The sequence below is a fragment of the [Erwinia] mediterraneensis genome, from assembly GCF_900604315.1.
In the GTDB taxonomy this organism is placed as follows: Bacteria; Pseudomonadota; Gammaproteobacteria; order Enterobacterales; family Enterobacteriaceae; genus Pantoea; species Pantoea mediterraneensis_A.
The window spans coordinates 1,300,592-1,321,669 of record NZ_LR026978.1 but is presented as its reverse complement, the minus strand read 5'-3'; the positions used below and the strand labels follow the sequence as shown (position 1 = coordinate 1,321,669).

The 21,078-nt window shown below is 56.7% G+C and carries 19 protein-coding genes; 9 read left to right on the top strand and 10 right to left on the bottom strand.

From position 1 onward, the window contains the following. Window positions 1-569: 569 nt before the first annotated feature. The 4 genes from E0E17_RS06255 to E0E17_RS06240 form a co-directional block, all read right to left on the bottom strand. Window positions 570-2,993: a phosphoketolase family protein gene (locus tag E0E17_RS06255; protein WP_272940798.1), complete on the bottom strand. Its 2,424-nt coding sequence runs from the start codon at window positions 2,991-2,993 to the stop codon at window positions 570-572. Between the two features lie 131 nt (window positions 2,994-3,124). After that, entirely contained in the window at window positions 3,125-4,738 is a 1,614-nt protein-coding gene (mqo, locus tag E0E17_RS06250; RefSeq protein WP_130832553.1) for a malate dehydrogenase (quinone), read from the bottom strand. A 508-nt stretch (window positions 4,739-5,246) separates the two neighbouring features. Next, window positions 5,247-5,645 carry a YgiW/YdeI family stress tolerance OB fold protein gene (locus E0E17_RS06245; protein ID WP_165446209.1) on the bottom strand — a complete coding sequence of 133 codons (399 nt, stop codon included), beginning with the start codon at window positions 5,643-5,645 and terminating at the stop codon, window positions 5,247-5,249. A 62-nt stretch (window positions 5,646-5,707) separates the two neighbouring features. Further along, window positions 5,708-5,950, bottom strand: coding sequence for a DUF1158 domain-containing protein (locus tag E0E17_RS06240; RefSeq protein ID WP_130832549.1), 243 nt, complete (start codon window positions 5,948-5,950; stop codon window positions 5,708-5,710). 319 nt (window positions 5,951-6,269) lie between these two features. Between E0E17_RS06240 and mntP the strand changes: the two genes are divergently transcribed. From mntP to E0E17_RS06215, 5 genes are all read left to right on the top strand, one after another. Beyond that, entirely contained in the window at window positions 6,270-6,842 is a 573-nt protein-coding gene (gene mntP / locus E0E17_RS06235; RefSeq protein WP_130832547.1) for a manganese efflux pump MntP, read from the top strand. Between the two features lie 106 nt (window positions 6,843-6,948). Next, window positions 6,949-7,026: a stress response protein AzuC gene (gene azuC / locus E0E17_RS20600; RefSeq protein ID WP_369408702.1), complete on the top strand. Its 78-nt coding sequence runs from the start codon at window positions 6,949-6,951 to the stop codon at window positions 7,024-7,026. Window positions 7,027-7,212: 186 nt separating this feature from the next. Then, entirely contained in the window at window positions 7,213-8,049 is an 837-nt protein-coding gene (locus tag E0E17_RS06225) for a fumarylacetoacetate hydrolase family protein (protein ID WP_130832543.1), read from the top strand. Window positions 8,050-8,156: 107 nt separating this feature from the next. Beyond that, window positions 8,157-9,074 carry an alpha/beta fold hydrolase gene (locus E0E17_RS06220; RefSeq protein WP_130832541.1) on the top strand — a complete coding sequence of 306 codons (918 nt, stop codon included), beginning with the start codon at window positions 8,157-8,159 and terminating at the stop codon, window positions 9,072-9,074. Beyond that, on the top strand, window positions 9,067-10,458 hold the full coding sequence (locus E0E17_RS06215) for a hypothetical protein (RefSeq protein WP_130832539.1): 1,392 nt from the start codon (window positions 9,067-9,069) through the stop codon (window positions 10,456-10,458). Before E0E17_RS06220 ends, E0E17_RS06215 begins: the two co-directional genes overlap by 8 nt. A 2-nt stretch (window positions 10,459-10,460) precedes the next feature. Here the strand turns inward: E0E17_RS06215 and E0E17_RS06210 are convergent, their stop codons facing one another. The 3 genes from E0E17_RS06210 to E0E17_RS06200 form a co-directional block, all read right to left on the bottom strand. Then, entirely contained in the window at window positions 10,461-10,859 is a 399-nt protein-coding gene (locus tag E0E17_RS06210) for a VOC family protein (RefSeq protein ID WP_237680765.1), read from the bottom strand. A gap of 90 nt (window positions 10,860-10,949) precedes the next feature. After that, on the bottom strand, window positions 10,950-12,302 hold the full coding sequence (locus tag E0E17_RS06205) for an MFS transporter (RefSeq protein WP_130832537.1): 1,353 nt from the start codon (window positions 12,300-12,302) through the stop codon (window positions 10,950-10,952). 171 nt (window positions 12,303-12,473) lie between these two features. Continuing rightward, entirely contained in the window at window positions 12,474-13,376 is a 903-nt protein-coding gene (locus tag E0E17_RS06200) for a GntR family transcriptional regulator (protein ID WP_130832535.1), read from the bottom strand. 135 nt (window positions 13,377-13,511) lie between these two features. On the opposite strand from E0E17_RS06200, the gene E0E17_RS06195 reads away from it, so the two are divergent. Next, the gene (locus tag E0E17_RS06195) at window positions 13,512-14,540 is read left to right on the top strand and encodes a zinc-binding alcohol dehydrogenase family protein (RefSeq protein WP_130832533.1); all 1,029 of its coding nucleotides are present in this window, start codon (window positions 13,512-13,514) and stop codon (window positions 14,538-14,540) included. On the opposite strand, the gene E0E17_RS06190 is transcribed toward E0E17_RS06195, so the two are convergent. Further along, window positions 14,537-15,454: a nucleoside hydrolase gene (locus tag E0E17_RS06190; protein WP_130832531.1), complete on the bottom strand. Its 918-nt coding sequence runs from the start codon at window positions 15,452-15,454 to the stop codon at window positions 14,537-14,539. The genes E0E17_RS06195 and E0E17_RS06190 overlap by 4 nt on opposite strands. Window positions 15,455-15,616: 162 nt before the next feature. Between E0E17_RS06190 and crcB the strand changes: the two genes are divergently transcribed. Next, entirely contained in the window at window positions 15,617-15,994 is a 378-nt protein-coding gene (gene crcB / locus E0E17_RS06185) for a fluoride efflux transporter CrcB (RefSeq protein WP_130832529.1), read from the top strand. Between the two features lie 108 nt (window positions 15,995-16,102). Continuing rightward, window positions 16,103-17,254 (top strand): GNAT family N-acetyltransferase, encoded by a 1,152-nt coding sequence (locus tag E0E17_RS06180; protein WP_130832527.1) that lies wholly within the window; start codon window positions 16,103-16,105, stop codon window positions 17,252-17,254. Here E0E17_RS06180 and E0E17_RS06175 read toward each other — a convergent pair. Both E0E17_RS06175 and E0E17_RS06170 read right to left on the bottom strand, forming a co-directional pair. Beyond that, on the bottom strand, window positions 17,224-19,056 hold the full coding sequence (locus E0E17_RS06175; RefSeq protein ID WP_130832525.1) for an ABC transporter ATP-binding protein: 1,833 nt from the start codon (window positions 19,054-19,056) through the stop codon (window positions 17,224-17,226). The two genes, E0E17_RS06180 and E0E17_RS06175, sit on opposite strands and share 31 nt — an antisense overlap. Window positions 19,057-19,177: 121 nt before the next feature. Continuing rightward, window positions 19,178-20,101: a sugar ABC transporter substrate-binding protein gene (locus E0E17_RS06170; protein ID WP_130832523.1), complete on the bottom strand. Its 924-nt coding sequence runs from the start codon at window positions 20,099-20,101 to the stop codon at window positions 19,178-19,180. A gap of 392 nt (window positions 20,102-20,493) precedes the next feature. On the opposite strand from E0E17_RS06170, the gene E0E17_RS06165 reads away from it, so the two are divergent. After that, entirely contained in the window at window positions 20,494-20,988 is a 495-nt protein-coding gene (locus tag E0E17_RS06165; RefSeq protein ID WP_130832521.1) for a TIGR00645 family protein, read from the top strand. The last annotated feature ends 90 nt before the right edge of the window (window positions 20,989-21,078 follow it).

The window sequence follows — 21,078 nt, the reverse complement described above, 5'->3', positions numbered from 1 at the left end:
CTCCGGGAGAGGGTCAGGGCTAGGGAAATGGCCGCCCAGTCCTCAGTTTACCCTCACCCCGGCCCTCTCCCGCAGGCGGGAGAGGGGGAATGGTGCAGGCTTGTGGATCAGGTGCCACGTCCGGCGCGGGCGATCCCCTCTCCCGCAGGCGGGAGAAGGGAAATGGTGCAGGCCTGTGGCTCAGGCGGCGCGTCCGGCACAGGCGATCCCCCTCCTTCCGGGAGAGGGTCAGGGCTAGGGAAATGGCCGCCCAGTCCTCAGTTTACCCTCACCCCGGCCCTCTCCCGCAGGCGGGAGAGGGGGAATGGTGCAGGCTTGTGGATCAGGTGCCACGTCCGGCGCGGGCGATCCCCTCTCCCGCAGGCGGGAGAGGGGGGAATGGTGCAGGCCTGTGGCTCAGGCGGCGCGTCCGGCGCGGACGATCCCCTCTCCCTCCGGGAGAGGGTTAGGGTGAGGGAAAATGGCCGCACAGTCCTCAGTTTACCCTCACTCCGGCCCTCTCCCGCAGGCGGGAGAGGGGAAATGGCGCAGGCTTGTGGATCAGGTGCCGCCTCACCTGTCGAAAATACTCACTCCGGCGCGCCGGATGCGGACTGTGAAGGCCATTTCCAGCCGACTACCTCGGGCAAATCCTCGCCATATTCGCGCACATAGCGGTGATGCTCAGCGATGCGCTGTTGCAGATCCTCAAGCACCTCGCCCTGTTTATCCGCCAGCCCTGGCACACGCAAAATCGCTTCCTGCGCCAGATGATAACGATCCAGCTCATTCAGTACGGTCATATCAAAGGGGGTCGTCGTGGTGCCTTCCTCATTGAAACCACGCACATGGAAATTATCATGGTTATGACGCCGGTAGGTCAGACGGTGAATCAGCGTGGGATAACCATGAAAAGCGAAAATCACCGGTTTATCCCGGGTAAAAAGCGCATCAAATTCCTCGTCAGATTTGCCATGAGGATGCTGATCCTGCGCCTGCAATGCCATTAAATCCACCACGTTTACGACACGAATGCGCAGCTCGGGCAGATAATTGCGCAGCAGATCCACGGCGGCCAGCGTCTCCATAGTCGGAACATCGCCTGCACAGGCCAGCACCACATCAGGCGTTTCGTCGCCGCGACAGGTGCCTGCCCACGACCATTCTCCCATGCCTGCTTCGCAGTGGGCAATGGCGCTTTCCATATCCAGCCACTGAGGGGCGGGCTGCTTACCGGCAATAATCACATTGATGCGATCCCAGGTACGCAGACAGTGGTCGCCGACCCAGAGCAGGGTGTTGGCATCCGGCGGCAGGTAGATGCGCACAATATCCGCTTTTTTATTGGCGACGTGATCCATAAAACCGGGATCCTGATGACTGTAGCCGTTATGGTCCTGGCGCCAGACGTGTGATGACAGCAAATAATTCAGCGAGGACACCGGTTTACGCCAGCCCAGGGCACGCGACACTTTCAGCCATTTCGCGTGCTGGTTAAACATCGAGTCGACAATATGAATAAAGGCCTCATAGCAGTTAAACAGGCCATGACGACCGGTAAGCAGATATCCCTCCAGCCAGCCCTGGCACTGATGTTCACTGAGGATCTCCATCACCCGCCCGTCGGGTGACAGCTGTTGATCGTAGTCTTCCACCGGGCCGAGCCAGGTGCGGTTGGTCACGTCGAATACCGGGCTGAGGCGGTTTGAGGCGGTTTCGTCGGGACCAAACACGCGGAAGTTATCTTCATTAAGCTGGAAAATCGCGCTGAGATAGTGTCCAAACTGCTCAGTGGCCTGCGCCTGCTCACTGCCCGGGGCCGTTACCGGCAGCGCAAAATCGCGAATATCCGGAGTATTTAACTCACGCCGCAGACACCCCCCGTTGGCATAGGGGCTGGCGCCCATGCGCTTATCACCTTCCGGCACCAGCGCGCGCAGCTCCGGCAGCAGCTGACCCTGTTCATCAAAAAGTTCATCCGGGCGGTAACTGCGCATCCACTGTTCCAGGATCTGGCGATGGCCTTCATCTTCGCGGCAGGCGGAGACCGGCACCTGATGCGCGCGCCAGAAACCTTCTACCTTTTTGCCATCCACCGATTGCGGTCCGGTCCAGCCTTTTGGGCTGCGCAGGATAATCATCGGCCAGCGTGGAATCCCTTCGGGTTTGCCGCCCTGGCGTGCACGCTGCTGAAAGGCGGCAATCTTATCGAAGGCGTTATCCAGCGCCTGCGCCATTTGCGCATGCATCGCCTCCGGTTCCTCTCCACTGACAAACAGCGGCTCGTAGCCATAGCCGCTGAACAACTGTTGCAGATCCTCATCGCTGGTGCGGCCCAGCAGCGTCGGGTTGGCAATCTTGTAGCCGTTCAGATGCAGAATGGGCAGGACAGCGCCGTCGCGTTGCGGATTCAGAAATTTGATCCCGTGCCAGCTGGCCGCCAGCGGGCCGGTTTCCGCTTCGCCATCGCCGATCACACAGGGTACAATCAGATCCGGATAATCAAAGGCAGCGCCAAAAGCGTGGGAAAGCGCATAGCCCAGTTCACCGCCTTCGTTGATTGATCCTGGCGTTTCCGGCGCGGCATGGCTGGGTATGCCGCCAGGAAAAGAGAACTGTTTAAACAGGCGCTGCATTCCCTGCACATCTGCGCTGATATGGGGATAAATTTCGCTGTAACTTCCCTCCAGCCAGGTATTCGCCACCATACCGGGCCCACCGTGACCAGGCCCGCAAACGTAAAGCAGGTTGAGATCGCGCTGACGGATAATCCGGTTCAGATGAGCATAGATAAAATTGAGGCCGGGTGTGGTGCCCCAGTGACCCAGCAGACGCGGTTTGATGTGCTCCGGCTTCAGCGGTTCGCGCAGCAGGGGATTATCCATCAGGTAGATCTGTCCAACTGACAGGTAGTTAGCTGCGCGCCAGTAGCGGTCGAGCAAGTGCAGTTCGTCTGTGGACATGGGCTGGGTCATAAGGCTCCTCCTGTGGCTGCAGTGAGATGGGCACGTCAGTCAGACTGCCGCGCGCTCATATCGTCCTACTAACCCTAATAGAGAAACGCGTAGTCAACCAGGCTACCCCTCTTCCCGGCGCAGAAAAAAAAGGCCCCGCATTGCGGAGCCTTGTGACAAAAGCCAGCGCCTTACTTGCCTACCACCTGCGCCGTTTCACGCGCTTCGTCGTTGGCCGCCATCGGTGTAACCGGGGTGTAATCAAGCTGCAGGATACGGCTGGTTTCCGCCAGCACCTTCTCGGTGGCGGCAACGTCGCCGTTCAGCTTACGTCCCCAGGATGGGATAATCGCTTTAATCTTCGTTTGCCACTCCGGCGAAGCCATCTGCTCAGGGAAGACTTTCTTCATCAGCTCCAGCATAATCGGCGCCGCGGTTGATGCACCCGGCGAAGCGCCAAGCAGCGCAGCGATGGTGCCATCTTCCGAAGTCACTACTTCGGTGCCGAGACGCAGCACGCCGCCTTCGTTTTCATCTTTCTTAATGATCTGGACGCGCTGACCTGCTGTCACCAGCCGCCAGTCTTCCGCCTTCGCCTGCGGAACATAGTTGCGCAACGCTTCCATCCGGTCGCCCTCATTTTGCAGCACCTGATCCACCAGATATTTGACCAGATCGAAGTTTTTCAGGCCAACCTGCATCATGGGCACAATATTTGAAGAGGTGATCGAGCCGAACATATCCAGCAGCGATCCCTGTTTCAGGAAACGGGTCGAGAAGGTCGCGAAGGGGCCGAACAGCAGCACCTGTTTGCCATCCAGCACGCGGGTATCGATGTGCGGAACGGACATGGGCGGCGCGCCGACGGTGGCTTTGCCATACACCTTCGCCATGTGGTTTTTCACCACATCTGGATTCTCGGTCACCAGGAAAGAGCCGCCTACCGGGAAACCGGCGTAGTTTTTCGCTTCCGGGATCCCTGCTTTCTGCAGCAGCGTCAGCGCTGCGCCGCCCGCGCCAATAAACAGAGTTTGCACGGTCAGGGTACGGGTTGTGCCCTCATCCAGACATGCCAGCGTCACCTGCCAGCGGCCGTCGGCGGCGCGCTTAATGTCGCGCACTTCCTGACGGGTACGCAGGCGGAAGTTGGGCTTTTTCTCCAGCGAGGCGATCAGCTGGCGTGTCACTTCGCCAAAGTTAACATCGGTGCCGATTTCGGTGCGCGTCGCCGCCACTTTTTGTTTCGCGTCGCGGCCCTTCATCACCAGCGGGATCCACTCAGTAATCTGCCGGGGATCTTCTGAATATTCCATACCGCGGAACAGGGTGCTTTTTTGCAGCGCCTGATAACGTTTGCGCAGGAAGTCGACATTCTCGTCGCCCCAGACGAAGCTCATGTGCGGTGTACTGCTGATAAAGCTTTTCGGGTGATGCAGGTTGCCTTTCTGGACCTGATAAGCCCAGAACTGGCGGGAAATCTGAAAGGATTCGTTGATCGTCACCGCTTTAGTGATATCGATGCTACCGTCCGCTTTTTGCGGCGTATAGTTTAATTCGGCCAGAGCCGAATGGCCGGTACCGGCATTGTTCCAGCCATTGGATGACTCTTCGGCGACCGCATCAAGCCGCTCTACCATCTCAATAGTCCAGTCCGGTTCCAGCTCCTGCAGGTAAGTGCCCAACGTCGCACTCATTACCCCGGCGCCGATGAGCAATACATCGACCTCTTTTCTCTCCTGAACGTTCGCTTTTACCATGCCAACGGCACTCATCGCGAGCGTAAGATTTACAGCTGATTTGCACATGAGGCGACATCTCCTCTTCTGTTGAACAGAGCCAACAGGTTTGCAGGCGAAATAGTCGCGCTTCTGCTGAGCGCGTTGCGCTATTTCTCAAAGGTTAAGGAAGTGAGGTTAAACCACGCGGTATGGACGGGTTAACTGCACGTTATGCTTTGGCTAATGAATATAACATTCTCATGCTGGATTTAAACATTTGTTTATTTTTTAAATGCCGAAATGATTCAGCATAAGAATTAATCATCTGTCCGTGTGCTATATAAGCAAATTTTTATGCTAACTCAGCGGGTTAGCTAAGGATGGCCCTGGTATGAGCCAGGGGCATTATGTGGGCAGGCTGCAAGGCGAAAAGGGCGGGAAATTTATAACTCACTGAAAAATGGCGATTAAAAAGACAGAAAAAGCCTGACTGTTTTTTATGTTGCGCAATGTTTCATCGGGTTATGTAAAATTGTTGTTACATTGGTGTAACGGGAAAATAGGGTGACGCATGGTCGTCACCCGGGCAAAAAAGTTACATCTGGTTCAGCTTGTTGACCCTGACGCTCAGTTTACCCTGGGCCTTGACCAGGCGACCCCGTACCGCAACCAGTTCGTCCGGTTTCACTTCCTGGCCCTGCCAGACCGAATTATTGATCTGCAGGTGCACCGTACCGGTTTTATCACGCAGCAGATAGTGTTGATCGCCTGTCTGACGCAGAATATTGCCCAGCAGCGACACGGGCGCGCCGTCCGGCAGGTCAGCCAGCTGATTAATGGCGGTGGTGTCCTGTAAATCGGTTACGGCGCGGTAACCTGCAGTTTGATCCTCCGGTGCCGGAGCCTGACCCTCTTGCTTAAAGCCGCCGTTATCCTCTGCCAGCAGCGGGGCGCAGAACAGTGCCAGCATCAGTGCCACGATACTTTTTCGCATTTCGCTTCTCCTTCTCCCCATAGAATGGGTAAGCCTGGCACAGCTGACGCTTTTGTGAGGGGTCAGACGCGGAACCAGCGTCGCCAGATAAAGCGGATAACAAAGAATTCCAGGGTGCCCAGCAACAAAAACCAGAGGCAGAAAATAATGGTGTAGAGCTGATTGAGATCCTGTAAGTGCAGGGCGGCCATCAGCGCTTTGGTCAGCGTCAGGCTGAACGCTGGCGCGGGCAGCAGCAGGGCGGATAAAAAGCTCAGCAGTAGAATGCCGCCGGGGATAACCAGGCTTTCAAAAGGATTTTTCATTATTAAAACTTCCGCAATATCAGGGCCTGCATTCTCCGGCAAACGTTCGTCAGGTTCAATCCTGAAGGGCTTGCTGCTCGCGAAACGCGCGTTAAGAGAGGCGAAAGTTCGCCAGCTTTTCTCTTTTATTCCATCTACTTAGAACATGAAAATAGCCAACGTTATCTAATATAGCCTTTGCTATACTTAAATCCATGATTTTACTGTCTTTTTATCAAGGGTAATGCGTGCTAGACTGCGCGCACTTTTTTATTACTGATGTAAAAACCCGGCAAGAGCGGGATTCAGTCAGCGCAAACTCCGCCGGCGGTAGAAAACCATGACCTTTGTAGCAACCCTGATTCTGGCCTTAGGCATGTCGATGGATGCCTTTGCTGCTGCGCTTGGCAAAGGCGCGGCGTTGCAGCGGCCCGGCTTCAGGGAAGCGCTGCGCACCGGCCTGATTTTTGGCGGCATTGAAATGGTAACGCCGCTGGTAGGCTGGGCAATTGGCCTGGCGGCCAGTCGCTACATTATGGCGTGGGATCACTGGGTCGCTTTTTTCCTGCTCGTCTTTCTTGGCGGACGTATGGTGCTGGAAGGTTTCCGCCAGACTGCCGCAGAGCCATGTGAACCACCGCAGCAGCATAGTTTTCTGGTGCTGGCGACCACCGCCGTCGCCACCAGCCTGGATGCGCTGGCAGTGGGGGTTGGCCTGGCGTTTCTGCAGGTAAATATCATTGTTACCGCGCTTACTATCGGCGCGGCGACCACCGTGATGGCGACCGCCGGCGTTCTGATTGGCCGCTTTATTGGGCCGGTACTGGGCAAGTGGGCGGAAGTGACCGGCGGTGTGGTACTGATCGCTATTGGCTGCAAGATATTGTCAGACCACCTGGCACCTTTCAGTTAAGCATTGAACGACTGTTTTGTGATCCGCTTCAAAATTTGTTGCCTGAAAAAACGGCTGAAGCTATACTTTTAATGTATTTTTTCAACAAATTTTGCATCAGGTTACCATGAAAAAGTTCTTTCGTTACGTGTTTCGCAGCTATGTCGAGACTTTTAAACACGTACCGCCAGGTGCGCTCAACTAAGCATCGCTTTCAAACCCTCGATAATCGCGGTCAGGGATCGACCGGTGATTATCACTCGCGCACGCTGTTGCCCGTTGCCGCGCTGACAGCACACCCCTCTGAAAAATTCTGAAAAAAAATCCTGCCGATTATCACGTCCGTTTTTGCTACTCTGCGCGCCAATTTTTTTAATCATAACGAGGCGTTATGCAGCTTTGCAGTTTTTATCATCCGGGCCAGCAACGAAACAGTTTCGGCATTGTGCGTGCGACAGGCGTCACCGATCTGGGGCAGCGCTTGTCGCCCCATACACCCGATCTGAAAAGTTTCCTACAAAGCTCCACGCTGGCCGATCTGGCGGTGTTTCGTGACTGTGCCATAGACTATCCTTTCAGCGCCATCCGCTTGCTGCCGGTGATCGAAGCGCCCGGCAAAATCTTTTGCGTGGGCATGAACTATGGCGAGAAACGTAAAGAGTTTGACCAGACGTCAGATGCTCCCACGCTGTTTATCCGTTTTGCTGACACTCTGGTCGCACATGACAGCCCGCTGAAAAAGCCGGAGAGCAGCGAAGAATTTGATTATGAAGGCGAAATGGCGGTGATCATCGGTAAAGCCGCGTATCGCGTCGCGGCGGCCGATGCGCTGAATTATGTTGCGGGCTATAGCTGCTTTATGGATGCCACGGTGCGCGACATGCAGTTTACCTGGTTTACCGCCGGGAAAAACTGGCCGCAGACCGGCGGTTTTGGTCCCTGGATGACCACCGCCGACGAGATCGGCGATCCGCAGCAGTTGACCATCGCTACCTTTCTGAATCAGCGCGAAGTACAGCGCGATAACACACGCAATATGGTGCACTCCGTCGCGGCAATCATTGAATATATTTCTGCATTCAGCGCCTTGTCGCCGGGCGATGTCATTATTACCGGCTCTCCCGGCGGCACAGGAAAAAAACGCGTGCCGCCGCTGTTTATGTTTCCTGGCGATGTCATTGAAGTGGAAATTGAGAAGATTGGCCGACTGCGTCATGTGATTGGCTGACGCTCTCGCTCTCTGCTCCGCTTCGTGCGCCCGGTCACTCTGCAACCGAGGCGCAGTTGCGCCGTCACACCTACACTGATCGAAACAGACGGAGAGAGGAGCGGCGAATGAAGCGATCGACAAGGCGTCACGGCAGTAAAGGTGCGATTGTTGCGGGCGTTGCCCTGGGATTAGGCGGCGCAATCTGGGCAGCGAAACGATGGCAGCAGCTGAAGCAGACACCTCCAGTCTCGCCGCACAGCCATCACGCCGGGTTGGCGGGCTTCTATCAGCAGGTGGGGCCGTGGCGCATGTTTACGCGCATCACGCCGGAAACGAAAACGGGGCTGCCGGTGGTGCTGGTACACGGCCTGGTGCTGTCAGGACGCTCCATGGAGGATCTGGCGCTGGCGCTGGCGCGTGATTACAGCGTGCTGGTGCCGGACCTGCCGGGATTTGGCGCCAGTGCGCTGCCCAACAGCGCGCCGCTGCTGAATGTTGAACAACTGGCGGATGCGCTCTGGATGTGGCTGCAGCAGAATAACCTGACGCGTGCGATCTGGGTGGCCAACTCCTTTGGCTGCCAGATTCTGGCGGCGCTGGCCGTACGTCAGCCGCAGGCGGTGGCCGGTCTGGTGTTGCAGGGGCCGACGGTGGATCGCTATGCCCGTTCGCTGCCGCGCCAGATCTGGCGTGACTGGTGCAACGGGCGTCAGGAGAAACTACGTTCGCCAGGCTCTATCTCCCGCATTGATTACGCGAAAGCGGGCCTGTGGCGCGCCTGTGGCACTATGCGCATCATGATGAACGACGCCATAGAACGCCGTCTGCCTCATATCTCTGCCCCCACTTTAATTCTGCACGGCTCGCGGGATGTGGTTTCGCCCGCGCGCTGGGTGGAAGAACTGGCGTCGCTGTTGCCGCGCGGAGAATTAATCACTTTAGCCAACGGCACCCATACACTGAACTATGTTTATCCATGGAGCTTCTGCCGGGCGATCCGCCCGTTCCTGGAACGTATCCAACAGGAGAACGCCCATGAGTAAACCGCCAAAAGGCATTGCCCGTTTTGACTCTGCCGCCGGTATGCTGGTTGCGCTCGCTGCCGCGCTGCACGATCGCCCTTTCAGCAGTCCGAGCCATTCACCCACCCTCGATCGGCTGCTGCCAGCGTTAAATAAGTTACCTGCCCGCCTGCGCGAGTGGGGCTATGCGGTGGGTGGGATGGCCGAAGGGGTTGGTGAGAATCATGCCGGCGATCTGGATCTGGAAGGCATTGCCGAATGGATGGTTAATGCCTGGCCGCAGCAGAACTACCCGGCGGCGTTTATCGGATCCTCGAATGGCGCGCTAACGCATCTGGCGGCCGCGATGGGCACCCCCTGGCTGCCACAAACTTTTCTGTGCCCGGTGCGCGCGCTGCATAACGATCCTGACGATGCGCAGAGCGGGTTTGAGAAGGGGAAGGCGGTGGCCGATGCGCTGCTGGCAACCTCGCCCTCGGTAGCGGTGCATCATATGCAGGATCCCAACCAGGACCGGCTGATGCTGGCGCAGATGAGCTATTTTCGTCTGAAGCTGCGCGCTCTGCCGCTGGCCTTTAATGAATTCCTGATGCGCTCGTTGCCTGCCGGGGCGACGCTGATCGTGAATAACTGTACGCGCCAGTGGCCGGTGACCCGAACCACTAACCGCTCCTTTTTTCAGTTTGGCGCGCCCGGCGGGGCCAGCGAACAGGAGTATCTGCAGGGCGGCCCGCGCGTCGCGGAGTATCTGGCGCGTTACGGCATTGAGCGGGAACACTGGGATCCGCCTGCGGTCACTGATCGGGTGCCGGAAGCGGAGTGGGGGTTTGACGGCTATCTGCTGGCGCCGTTAAGGAAACTGGCACAGAGCCAGCAATGGCGGCTACTGGAGCTGCGCTATGAGGAGCCAGAGGCGCTAAGCTATGTGGTGGCGGAGATTTACCGCGACTGGTATCTGTCGGCAGGAATATTGCCGACACGGCTGATTGTCGACAATTTCCTGCTGATGGATCCCTGGACCACGATACGTCAGCACGCTATCCCGTTCTGGCTGCTGTTTTGTACCGAGCCTTCCGCCGCGGTGCTGGAACGCTTTCTCGAAAAGCAGCCGCGTTTCCGTCATATCGATTTGATGTTGTTCTCTCACGGGACGGAGAGTATTGGCCTGGCATCCATTGAGCGCTGGCAGCAATTGCTGAAATACGCCAGCGAGGAGGGCGCGCTGGTGGGGGTCGACAGCAAACGTTTCCCGCGTGATTTCGCCACCTTCAGCGAATATGACAAAGCGCTGCGCGAGCGTGCGCCCCTGTTGCCACCACCGCCGCCCCTCAGCGTGGAAAAGGCGATCGCCGGCATCCAGCGCTACGGGGCAAAATATGGCGTAACCCTGGTGGAGGCGGGATAAGGCTATTCCGCTTTCCGGCAGCAAACATGCAGTTTGTTGCCGTCAGGATCGCGAAAGTAAGCGCCATAATAATCGGGATGATAGTGCGGACGCAGGCCGGGCTCGCCTTCGCTGCGGGCCCCCATTGCCAGCGCCAGCCGGTAAACTTCATCCACCTGCTCCCGGGTTTGCGCGAGAAAGGCGGTCATCTGACCGTTGCCTGCGGAGGCGGGCTGGCTGTCAAAAGGGAGGGTAATAATAAACTCCGGCAGGGGCGCTTCGCGCTGCTGCCAGCCTGCCCAGGGAACATCGCGCTCGCAAAAACGGAGCGTCAGATTTAACGGTGCCAGAATGGCGCTGTAGAACGAGAAGGCGCGCTCAAAATCGTTCACGCCGAGAGTGATATGGGAATACATACGCATCTCTCCAGTGGGGTTTCTTTTACTCTTAGTTGAAAACCGGCCATCTGTCGCATGGAAAAGAGACGGGCGGCCTGACGCCGCCCGGGATGGTTACTGCGTATCGGCGATGGGATCGCGCACCAGCAGCAGGTAGGCCAGCGCGCCAGCCAGGGTGACACCTGCGCAAATCATCAGCGCCAGGCTGAAACTTTGCGTGGTATCCAGCACCCAGCCGGTGATTACCGGTGCAAAAGAAGCGAACACGAAGCTGGCAAAGTTCTGGATACTGCCCACTGACGCGGTCATCCGCGCGCTGACGTTAGCGTGGATCAGGCCCCAGCAGGAGGTGCCTGCGAAGTGAATGCAGAACAGCGCCAGTCCAGTCAGCGTCACTGCGCTGACGGTGTCATCCACGCGCGACACGACAGCGGTAAAGGCGGCTGATAATACCATGCCGGTCACGATACAGACCTTACGCGTTTTCACCGCATCGCGGCCGCGACGCACCAGCGCATCCACCACATAGCCGTTCAGCAGCATCCCCGCCGCGCCAAACAGAAACGGAATGGCGGTCAGCAGGCCGGTGCTTTTCAGGTCAAGGTGATAGGTGGATTGCAGATAACCCGGCAGCCAGGCGATATACAGCCAGGCGGTATAGTTAATACCGCTGAAGCCGATCATCATGCCCCACATGGTGCGTTGCTTAAACAGGCCGCGCCATTCCGCGAAGCTGATCGGTTCGCGGCGTGAGGCCACGCTGCCCGCCTGCAGATAGTGGACCTCTTCGGCGCTCAGCGTGTTGTTATCGCGATCGCGATAGATCATGTACCAGCCGATGGCGAGGAACATGCCCAGCACGCCGATGGTAACGAACATCCCGCGCCAGCCCATCACCAGCATCATCGCAGCCAGGATTGGCGGGCTGATGGAGAGGCCGATCATCGAGGCGGCATTAAACATGCCCATCGGCATGCCGCGATCTTTGATATTAAACCAGTCGTTAATCACTTTAACCCCACAGGGGTTCATCGGCGCTTCGCCCACGCCAAGACCGATGCGCACCAGAATAAACTGGGTAAAGTTATGCACCAGGCCAGAGAGCGCCTGAAACAGCGACCAGAAAAACATGCCGATACCCAGCATCAGGCGTGGACCTTTACGATCCAGCAGCGCGCCGCATGGCAGCTGCGCCAGACCGTAAGCGAGCGAAAAAGCGGAAAGCAGCACGCCAATCTCTGTGGCGCTCAGCCCCAGCTCTTCACGAATGGTCATATTGGCGACCGACAGCGAACTGCGGTCGAGATAGTTGATGATGGCAGCGAACAGCAGCAACAGCATGGCTGTTACCTGAACCTTTCTGATGCGCGGCGAACGCACCAGGTTGCCGCGAGCGGGAATCATCGTGTCGCTGCCCGCGGGTGCGGTCGCTGATTTGTCGCGACCGGTCACCGTCGTGTCTTGCATTGCAACCTCCCGAAACTGGGTCGTTATTGTTATCCAGCGTTTTGTGATGACGCGTAACCACGGAAGTCACGCGTACAGGTGTCATGAAATCTAAAAGCATCGGGCGCAGAATGATGTAAAGATATGTCTGAAGCGTGCGGAAGCTAATGCTTTGCGGTTTTTAATCGGTTTTTAATTGTACTGGCCCAGCGAGCGCGTCATGGAGGATTTGGCCGTTGTCAGATGATTATGCAGCGCGCAAAGCGCTTCGATATCCTGACGGCCAATCAGCGCGGTAAGGATCGCCATATGCTCTTCCAGCGCCACAATATTACGCTGCTTCAGATCGCTTTCATCCCACTGATAGTGAGAGTGAAAAATTACGGAGATAATCTCCAGCGACTGATTGAAAAAGGGATTCCTGGCGGCGGAGAGGATCAGCGAATGCATCTCTTTATCCAGTTCGGCGAAGCGCCGGTAGTCGCTGGCAATGGTATCGCGGAACTTACGATGGCGCTCCAGCAGGTCACGCGCCTGGATCCAGCGCTCATCCTCGCCCGGCAGGTTAAGAAAACGATTCAGAGCATGGGTCTCCAGCATTTCACGCAGCTCGAACAGCTTCTCCGCATAATCCTGGGTAAATGTCTTCATGCGCCAGTGGCCACGCCTGACCGGTTCCAGCAGGTTATAGCGCATAAAGCGCAGCAGAAATTCACGCACTACCATCGGGCTGACGTTGACCCGCTGCGCCAGCTGCAGTTCGCTGAAGGTATCGCCGGGCGTCAATTGCCGCTGATTGATCAGGTGAAAAAAAGCGGCTTCAAACTGTAGCGCCTGCTGTTCAATCGCGGGCATCAGGGTGGAAAAACCATCTTCTGCGCCCGGCTCTCGCGCAATCACATAAATATCATCCACTTTCTCCAGGACGCCACGCTGATGCAGGTGGTGTAGCGTATGACGTACCGTGGTGCGGCTGATATTAAACATCTCTGCCAGCGCGGCCTGGGGGGGCAGCGGCGAACAGATATGGCGTTGCGTGATGGCGTCCAGCATCTGATTAATCACATTCTGGCGCAGGTTCTGGCTACGACTCATGACGTCTCCGGTTTTTTATGCATTAAAAACCATAAAGAGCCCAAAAAAATCGCGATGCTTCACACTTCCTTATGCCGGTTTCCGCGGCTTGCCGCCTTTTCGCCATAAAGATGGAAAGAAAACAGGAGAATAACCATGACAACCATGCAAGCCCTTGTGATTGCCGAACCCCGTAATATGGTCTGGCAGACGCGCAGCCAACCGGTGCCGGCAGCTAACGAAGCATTAATTAAACTTCTTACCGCCGGGATTTGCGGCACCGATATTCATGCCTGGGCGGGCAATCAGCCTTTTTTCAGCTATCCCCGCGTACTCGGCCATGAACTGTGCGGTGAAGTGGTGGCGCTGGGCAGCGCCGCCAGCGGCTTCCAGCCGGGCCAGCGCGTGGCGCTGATTCCCTATCTTTCCTGTCAACAGTGCGACGCCTGCCAGAGCGGTAAAACTAACTGTTGTGAACATATCTCCGTGGTGGGCGTGCATCAGGATGGCGGCTTTTGCAACTTCCTCAGCGTGCCGGTCGCCAATTTGCTGGCGGTAGATGACCTTGAACCGGAAACGGCTGCATTGACAGAGCCTTTTGCCATCAGCGCGCATGCCGTGCGACGTGCCGCTGTCAGCGCCGATGATGCGGTGCTGGTGGTGGGCGCGGGACCGATTGGGCTGGGGGTGGCCGCCATCGCTGCCGCTGCCGGCGCGCAGGTGGTGGTGGCGGATACCAGCGCCGTGCGCCGGGCACAGGTGGCAGAAAAACTGGCGCTTACCGCGCTGGATCCGGCTGATGCGCAGTTTACGACCGCGCTGCGTCAGCAGTTCAATGGTCAGCTGGCGGCGAAGGTGATCGATGCCACCGGCAATCCACAGGCGATGAACAATGCGGTAAACCTGTTACGCCACGGCGGCAGTATTGTGTTTGTTGGCCTGCATAAGGGCGACCTGGTGATCCCGGACAGTGAATTTCATAAGAAAGAGACCACGCTGATGGGCAGCCGCAATGCCACGCGCGAGGATTTTGACCATGTGCGCGCCCTGATGAGCAGTGGCCAGCTGCGCGCGGATATGATGCTTAATCAACGCTTCGCCTTCTCTACGCTCGCGGAAACCTTTGAGCCGCAGGTGATTAATAACCCACAGCTGATCAAAGGGGTGATCGACTTCAGCCGCTAAGCCTGCAATGTGGCAAAAAAATGAGCGCGTACTGCCTCTGCATCGACGCCGAGGCAGAGCGTCTGTGCCGGGCAGCCAGCGAAGGGATCTTCCCGTGAAGCAAGCAGGGAGAGACGCCGCACCGTCTGACCACGACTAATGCCTTCGGTCACCACGCGCACCGGCGACCTGACCGTCTGAAACGCATCCGGCAGGCAGAGATAAGAGAGGGTCAGGGTGTCATGCAGCGCCATGCCGTCAAACCCCTCTTTCTGGCGACTCCAGGCCAGGTAGGGCTGACAGATGGCGCTCAGCACCGGCTGGTTCAGCCGCTCTACCTCTTTGCCGGTGATCAGCACCTTGTGTGTCACGTCCAGCGGCAGGATCACCAGCGGCAGGGCGGAGGTAAACACCTGATCGGCCGCATGCGGATCCTTCCAGATATTGAACTCGCTGAAGGGCGTGACATTGCCGGTATGCCCTCCGGTGCCGAAAGCGCCCCCCATCACCACCAGCTCTTTGATAAGCGGAACAATATCGGGTGCCTGGTTAATGGCGCTGGCGATGTTGGTCAGTGGACCGATGGCTACCAGAGTGATGCGGTGCGGCTGCGCGCGTACGCTGTCGATAATAAACTGCACGGCACCCGGCGCGCTGTCGCTCCAGGGATTCGTAAAGGCATCGCCAAGCCCATCCTGACCATGCAACCTGGCGGGTGGCGTGGTGGGCAGCGCCAGCGGGCGTGAACAACCGCGATAAACGGGCGCGTCAATCGCCATCTTCTCGCAGAACAGCCGGGCATTTTTCACCGCCTGTCCCACCTCAACGTTGCCAAATACTGTTGTGATGCCCAGCAGCTGCTGCGTGCGGGCGGCATACGCCAGGGCAAAGGCGTCATCAACGCCGATATCGGTGTCAAAAATCAGGGTTCGCATGATCAACTCCGCGCGAAAAGCGATGCGTGTGAACCCGCGGCGGGCGCATGGCCGCGGGCTGGCGTGAAAACATAAAGCGGGATATTCTCACGCCCTCAGGGTGCAGGTGTACCTTTTCCCTCACCTCTGAGCTGCGCATTCTCTGTTTTCGGGAGCTGGATCATGTTGAAATCGTTGCTGGCTGTGATGCTGGGTGGTGCTGTGGGCTGCTCGCTACGCTGGCTTTTTTCGTTGCGTTTTAATGCGCTGTTTCCTGTCCTGCCGCCAGGCACCCTGCTGGTGAATCTGCTGGGGGGATTTATTATCGGTGCGGCGCTCGCCTGGTTTATGAAAAATCCTCATCTCGACCCCAGCTGGAAACTATTTATTGTCACGGGTCTGTGTGGCGGGCTGACCACCTTTTCCACTTTTTCTGCTGAAATTATGCAGCTGTTGCAGACGGGTAAATATCTCTGGGCGATGGGCAGCGTGGTAATCCATGTCACCGGATCGTTGCTGATGACCTTTGCCGGTTTTGCCCTGGTGAATCTGCTGGGTTAAGAGGCACCAGCGCAGGCGCTGGGGTTTGACCTCAAGTGCGGCGGCGCTTCCCCCCGACGGTAAAAGCTGGTTGACTGGCCCTTCGATGTCCCTGGAACGGAGTTGTTTATGTCCCTGATTCATCTTCCCGCGATAGCGGAACTGCCTGCAGCTGACTGGGATGCGCTTCTGCCGGATGGTCAGCCCTTTTTGCGTCACGCTTTTCTGCTGACGCTGGAAGAGAGCGGCAGCGTCAGCGCAGCGAGCGGCTGGCAGCCGGAGCATCTGCTGTGGCGTGAGCAGGGAACCGTGCACGCGGCGATTCCGGGCTACCGTAAGCGGCATTCACGCGGCGAGTATGTGTTCGACCACGCCTGGGCCGATGCCTGTCACCGCGCCGGTATCCGCTACTATTCCAAATGGCTGGGAGCAATTCCGTTCAGCCCGGTGAGCGGCGCACGTCTGCTGGGCGACTCTACGGCGCTGGCGCAACTGCTGGCGGCGCTGCCGGATGCGCTGCATCAGCACCAGCTGAGCGGTGCGCATATTAATTTTACCGATACGCGCGCCGATGCGTTGTTGCAGTCGTCCCCGGACTGGCTGTTGCGCTTTGGCTGTCAGTATCACTGGCATAACCCCGGTTACCGGGACTTTCAGGACTTTCTCGACACTCTGATGTCGCGTAAGCGCAAACAGTTGCGTAAAGAGCGCGAGCAGATCCGGGCCAATGGTTTTGCCTTCCACTGGTATTGTGGCGATGAACTGAGTGAAAGCCAGTGGGATTTTGTCTACACCTGTTACGCCAATACCTATGCGGTGCGCGGTCAGCGTCCCTATCTCAACCGTGATTTTTTCAGCCTGCTGGCGCAGCGTATGCCTGGCGCTATTCGCGTGAATATCGTCACGCTGCAAAAACAGCCCGTTGCGATGGCATTCTGTCTGGTGGATAACCAGACGCTGTATGGCCGCTACTGGGGCTGCCTGGCGGAGTTTAACCGCCTGCATTTTGAAACCTGTTTTTATCAGGGCATGGACTTTGTTATCGCCGCAGGCTTACAGCGTTTCGATGCCGGTGCTCAGGGCGAGCACAAGCTGGTACGGGGATTCGAACCACAAATTACCCGCTCCTGGCACTATCTCTGCCATCCAGGTTTGCGTGAGGCGGTCGATGACTTTCTGCAGCAGGAGCGGGAAGGCGTGCGCGCCTGGGCAGAAGAGGCGCGCAATGCCTTACCCTGGCGGCGGGACCATCATTTCATGCCGACAAAACCACCGGTCTGATGGCGCCAGAGCCGTGCATAGAGTCCGTTAAGGGCCAGCAACTCCTGGTGGCTGCCGATTTCCGCAATCTGACCTTTTTTCAGCACCACCAGCCGATCCATTTTGGCGATGGTTGAGAGGCGGTGAGCAATGGCAATCACCGTTTTGCCCTCCATCAGGGTTTCCAGACTCTCCTGGATCGCCGCCTCCACTTCAGAATCGAGCGCTGAAGTGGCTTCATCCATAATCAGAATGGGCGCATCTTTCAGCAGGACGCGGGCAATGGCGATACGCTGACGCTGACCACCGGAAAGTTTCACGCCGCGTTCGCCAACATGGGCATCCAGCCCGGTACGACCCTGCGAATCGGTGAGCAGTGGAATAAATTCATCGGCCCGGGCGCGATAAATGGCTTCGTTCAGCTCATCATCCGTGGCATCAGGCCGGCCATATAACAGATTTTCGCGAATCGAGCGATGCAGCAACGAGGTATCCTGGGTAATCATGCCGATCTGCCCGCGCAGGCTCTGCTGGCTGACATCAGCAATATTCTGGTCGTCAATCAGGATGCGGCCGCCGTTGAGGTCGTAAAGGCGCAGCAGCAGGTTGACCAGCGTTGACTTACCAGCTCCGGAAGGGCCCACCAGACCGATTTTTTCGCCGGGTTTGATCTCCAGATTCAGCTGGTTTATCACCGGACGGTCAGCGCCATAGTTAAAATAGACATCGACAAAGCGAATACCGCCGCGCGTAACCTGCAAGTCTTTCGCCTGCGGCACATCCTGGACTTTAAGCGGCTGCGCAATGGTGTTCAGCCCGTCCTGCACCATCCCGATATTTTCAAAAATGCCGTTGACCACCCACATGATCCAGCCGGACATATTGACCAGACGGATTACCAGGCCGGTCGCCAGCGCAATCGCGCCTACGCTGATCAGTGACTGGCTCCAGAGCCAGAGCGCAAGACCCGAGGTAGTGACGATCAGCAGACCATTCAGGATCGCCAGCGTGACATCCATGCTGATCACCATACGGCTGACGACGCGGGCTTTATCGGTCTGTTCCTGAATCGCCTCGCGCGCAAAACGCTTCTCCAGAGCGCTGTGCGCGAAGAGCTTGATGGTGGCGATATTGGTATAACTGTCGACAATATGGCCCATCAGTTTTGAGTGCGCTTCCACTGCTTTGACCGTGCGCTTTTTCACCCGTGGCACAAAAAAGCGCATTGCGTAACTGTAGGCCAGGATCCAGATGATCAGCGGGATCATCAGTCGCCAGTCGGTGTCGGCAAACAGTACCAGCGAGGTGATGGCATAAATCAGCACATGCCAGATCGCTTCCACCAGCTGCACCGCCGAGGTACGCAAGGCGTTACCGGTTTGCATAATGCGCTGGGCAATACGTCCGGCAAAATCGTTGTGAAAAAAGCTCAGGCTCTGGCGCAGCATGTAATTGTGCTGTTGCCAGAGGATCAGATTGGGCATCCCCGGATTGATGTTGAGATGTACCAGTAAATCGTGCAGCCAGGTACATAACGGACGCAGCATCAGAGCGACAAAGCCCATCCAGAGCAGGGTCGGCCAGTTTTCTTCGAACAGCGTGCCGGGCGTCGAGTGATTCACCAGGTCAATAATACGGCTCAGATAGCTGAAAAGGGCGACTTCAATCAACGCGGAAACCAGACTTATCACCAGCAGCGCAGCAAAGCTGGTCCATACCTGACGCAGGTAATAGATATAAAATGGCCGGACGCGAGACGGTGGCGTATCTGATGGCGCGTCCTGAAAAATATTAATAAAACGTTCGAAGCGGCGGTAAAGCATAATCGTTTCCTGCCTTTGCCTGAAAAATTTAGCTTAGTGCAAGAATGGATTCACTTCCGCCGCTTTGCCGTTACTCTGTCAATTTGCCGAAGCCGTGTGATAGCGGGCTTCGCTTCGCTTATCAGTGACTTTTTTCGGCATAGGTCTGCATGTTTTCGCGGGTAACCAGCTCAAAGGGAATCCACAAGTTTGCGGGCACTTTTTCGCCTCTCATCAGGCGTTGTGCCGCATCCACCGAGGTTTTCCCCTGGCCCACAGCATCCTGAAAGACGGTCACCTGCATTTTGCCGGACGCAAGCGCCTTCAGGCCATCCGGCGTGGCATCAATGCCGCCCACCAGAATATTTTTCTGACCCTTACCGGACTGATCGATCGCCATAATCGCCCCGATCGCCATTTCGTCATTATTGGCGGCCACTATGTCAATTTCTTCTCCGTTGGTCAGCCAGTTGAGCATCAGATCCATCCCTTCGTTACGAGAATAGTTGGCGGTTTGCTTCAGGGTGATTTTCATCCCGGGATATTTCGCCACCACCTGCTCCACATCTTTGGTGCGCTGCAGCGCCCCGGCGTCGCTCAGGTTGCCAATCATAATGGCGACGTTGCCTTTGTAATTGGCCAGTTTTGCCAGCGCTTCCATCTGCATGGTGCCCGATTCGCGTTCATCAGAGCCGACAAACACCACCCCGGGCGGCAGGCTGCGATCGCCCGGGGTGCGATTGACATACACCAGCGGAATTTTTGCCTGCTGAGCCAGTTTCGTCAGTGCTGGCGTGCTGGCGGAGTCGACCGGATCGACAATGATCGCATCGACCCCCGCGCTGATAAAACTTTGTACCTGATCGGTTTGCCGACCCACATCGCCGCGCGCATCTTCAAACTGCACGTCAAGCCCGCGCGCCTTTGCTTCCTGATCAATGGCGTGACGGATAATGGTCAGGAAGTTCTGGTCAAAATAGGCCATAGAAACCCCCAGCTTTTCCGCCAGAACCGGGGCGGAACAGCAGAGGGAGAGCAACATCAGCAGGGCAGGGATCGTTTTCATTACCATGTCTCCGGAGGCAGCGGCATAATGGAATTTTTATTTCATGTTAAGCAAAGGACATTGCGGCTGGTGCCTGAATAAGACTAAGAAACCCGCCGTTAACGCACAACAGTCCGCTGAAATTAACGGAATAGCGCTCACAATTTATTTTTGAATAAAAATTTCATTTGATGATGCATTGTGACGCCTTTCCGGAAAAAAGGAAAAAATGCTGACAGGATATCTGGGGGCACACCCCTCTTCGGCATTACCCTTATCTCTCTGCCATGGGGGAGAAATCCTTAGCTGCTAATGCGCTGTGCGCTGCGCCTTAAATTTATGAAAACAGCCTGAAATAACTTCACAATGCATCGGTTATACTTCCAGTCCTGTCTGACAAAGAATGGGAATTTATGGAACGTTTTACCGAAAACCTGATGTATGCGTCGCGCTGGCTGCTGGCGCCGGTGTACGTTGGCCTTTCGCTGGGTTTACTGGCGCTGACTATCAAGTTTTTTCAGGAAATTTTTCATCTGCTGCCCCATATTCTCACCATTAGCGAGAACGATTTGATCCTGCTGTTGCTGTCGCTGGTAGATATGACGCTGGTAGGTGGTCTGCTGGTGATGGTGATGCTATCCGGCTATGAAAACTTCGTCTCTAAACTCGATATTGATGAGCACAAAGAGAAGCTAAGCTGGCTGGGCAAAATGGATTCCGGATCGCTGAAGAACAAGGTGGCGGCCTCGATTGTGGCAATCTCCTCTATCCATCTGCTGCGCGTATTTATGGAGGCGCGTAACGTCGAGAACGACAAGCTGATGTGGTATGTCATTATCCACCTGACTTTTGTGCTCTCCGCCTTTGTGATGGGCTTTCTTGATCGCATGTCGCGCCACGACCACTGACGACATCGCTGAGCTGGCGTCGTGGTTAGCCTGAATCCTTTTCAGGCGGCGCCAGCACTGAACTTTCTCCTTTCAACGTGCGCTCGCCTC

Excerpts from the sequence above, each read along its gene's own strand:
- mqo (WP_130832553.1), bottom strand. The coding sequence starts at position 4,738 with ATGTGCAAATCAGCTGTAAATCTTACGCTCGCGATGAGTGCCGTTGGC.
- E0E17_RS06245 (WP_165446209.1), bottom strand. The coding sequence starts at position 5,645 with ATGCGAAAAAGTATCGTGGCACTGATGCTGGCACTGTTCTGCGCCCCG.
- E0E17_RS06240 (WP_130832549.1), bottom strand. The coding sequence starts at position 5,950 with ATGAAAAATCCTTTTGAAAGCCTGGTTATCCCCGGCGGCATTCTACTG.
- mntP (WP_130832547.1), top strand. The coding sequence starts at position 6,270 with ATGACCTTTGTAGCAACCCTGATTCTGGCCTTAGGCATGTCGATGGAT.
- azuC (WP_369408702.1), top strand. The coding sequence starts at position 6,949 with ATGAAAAAGTTCTTTCGTTACGTGTTTCGCAGCTATGTCGAGACTTTT.
- E0E17_RS06225 (WP_130832543.1), top strand. The coding sequence starts at position 7,213 with ATGCAGCTTTGCAGTTTTTATCATCCGGGCCAGCAACGAAACAGTTTC.
- E0E17_RS06220 (WP_130832541.1), top strand. The coding sequence starts at position 8,157 with ATGAAGCGATCGACAAGGCGTCACGGCAGTAAAGGTGCGATTGTTGCG.
- E0E17_RS06215 (WP_130832539.1), top strand. The coding sequence starts at position 9,067 with ATGAGTAAACCGCCAAAAGGCATTGCCCGTTTTGACTCTGCCGCCGGT.
- E0E17_RS06210 (WP_237680765.1), bottom strand. The coding sequence starts at position 10,859 with ATGCGTATGTATTCCCATATCACTCTCGGCGTGAACGATTTTGAGCGC.
- E0E17_RS06205 (WP_130832537.1), bottom strand. The coding sequence starts at position 12,302 with ATGCAAGACACGACGGTGACCGGTCGCGACAAATCAGCGACCGCACCC.
- E0E17_RS06200 (WP_130832535.1), bottom strand. The coding sequence starts at position 13,376 with ATGAGTCGTAGCCAGAACCTGCGCCAGAATGTGATTAATCAGATGCTG.
- E0E17_RS06195 (WP_130832533.1), top strand. The coding sequence starts at position 13,512 with ATGACAACCATGCAAGCCCTTGTGATTGCCGAACCCCGTAATATGGTC.
- E0E17_RS06190 (WP_130832531.1), bottom strand. The coding sequence starts at position 15,454 with ATGCGAACCCTGATTTTTGACACCGATATCGGCGTTGATGACGCCTTT.
- crcB (WP_130832529.1), top strand. The coding sequence starts at position 15,617 with ATGTTGAAATCGTTGCTGGCTGTGATGCTGGGTGGTGCTGTGGGCTGC.
- E0E17_RS06180 (WP_130832527.1), top strand. The coding sequence starts at position 16,103 with ATGTCCCTGATTCATCTTCCCGCGATAGCGGAACTGCCTGCAGCTGAC.
- E0E17_RS06175 (WP_130832525.1), bottom strand. The coding sequence starts at position 19,056 with ATGCTTTACCGCCGCTTCGAACGTTTTATTAATATTTTTCAGGACGCG.
- E0E17_RS06170 (WP_130832523.1), bottom strand. The coding sequence starts at position 20,101 with ATGAAAACGATCCCTGCCCTGCTGATGTTGCTCTCCCTCTGCTGTTCC.
- E0E17_RS06165 (WP_130832521.1), top strand. The coding sequence starts at position 20,494 with ATGGAACGTTTTACCGAAAACCTGATGTATGCGTCGCGCTGGCTGCTG.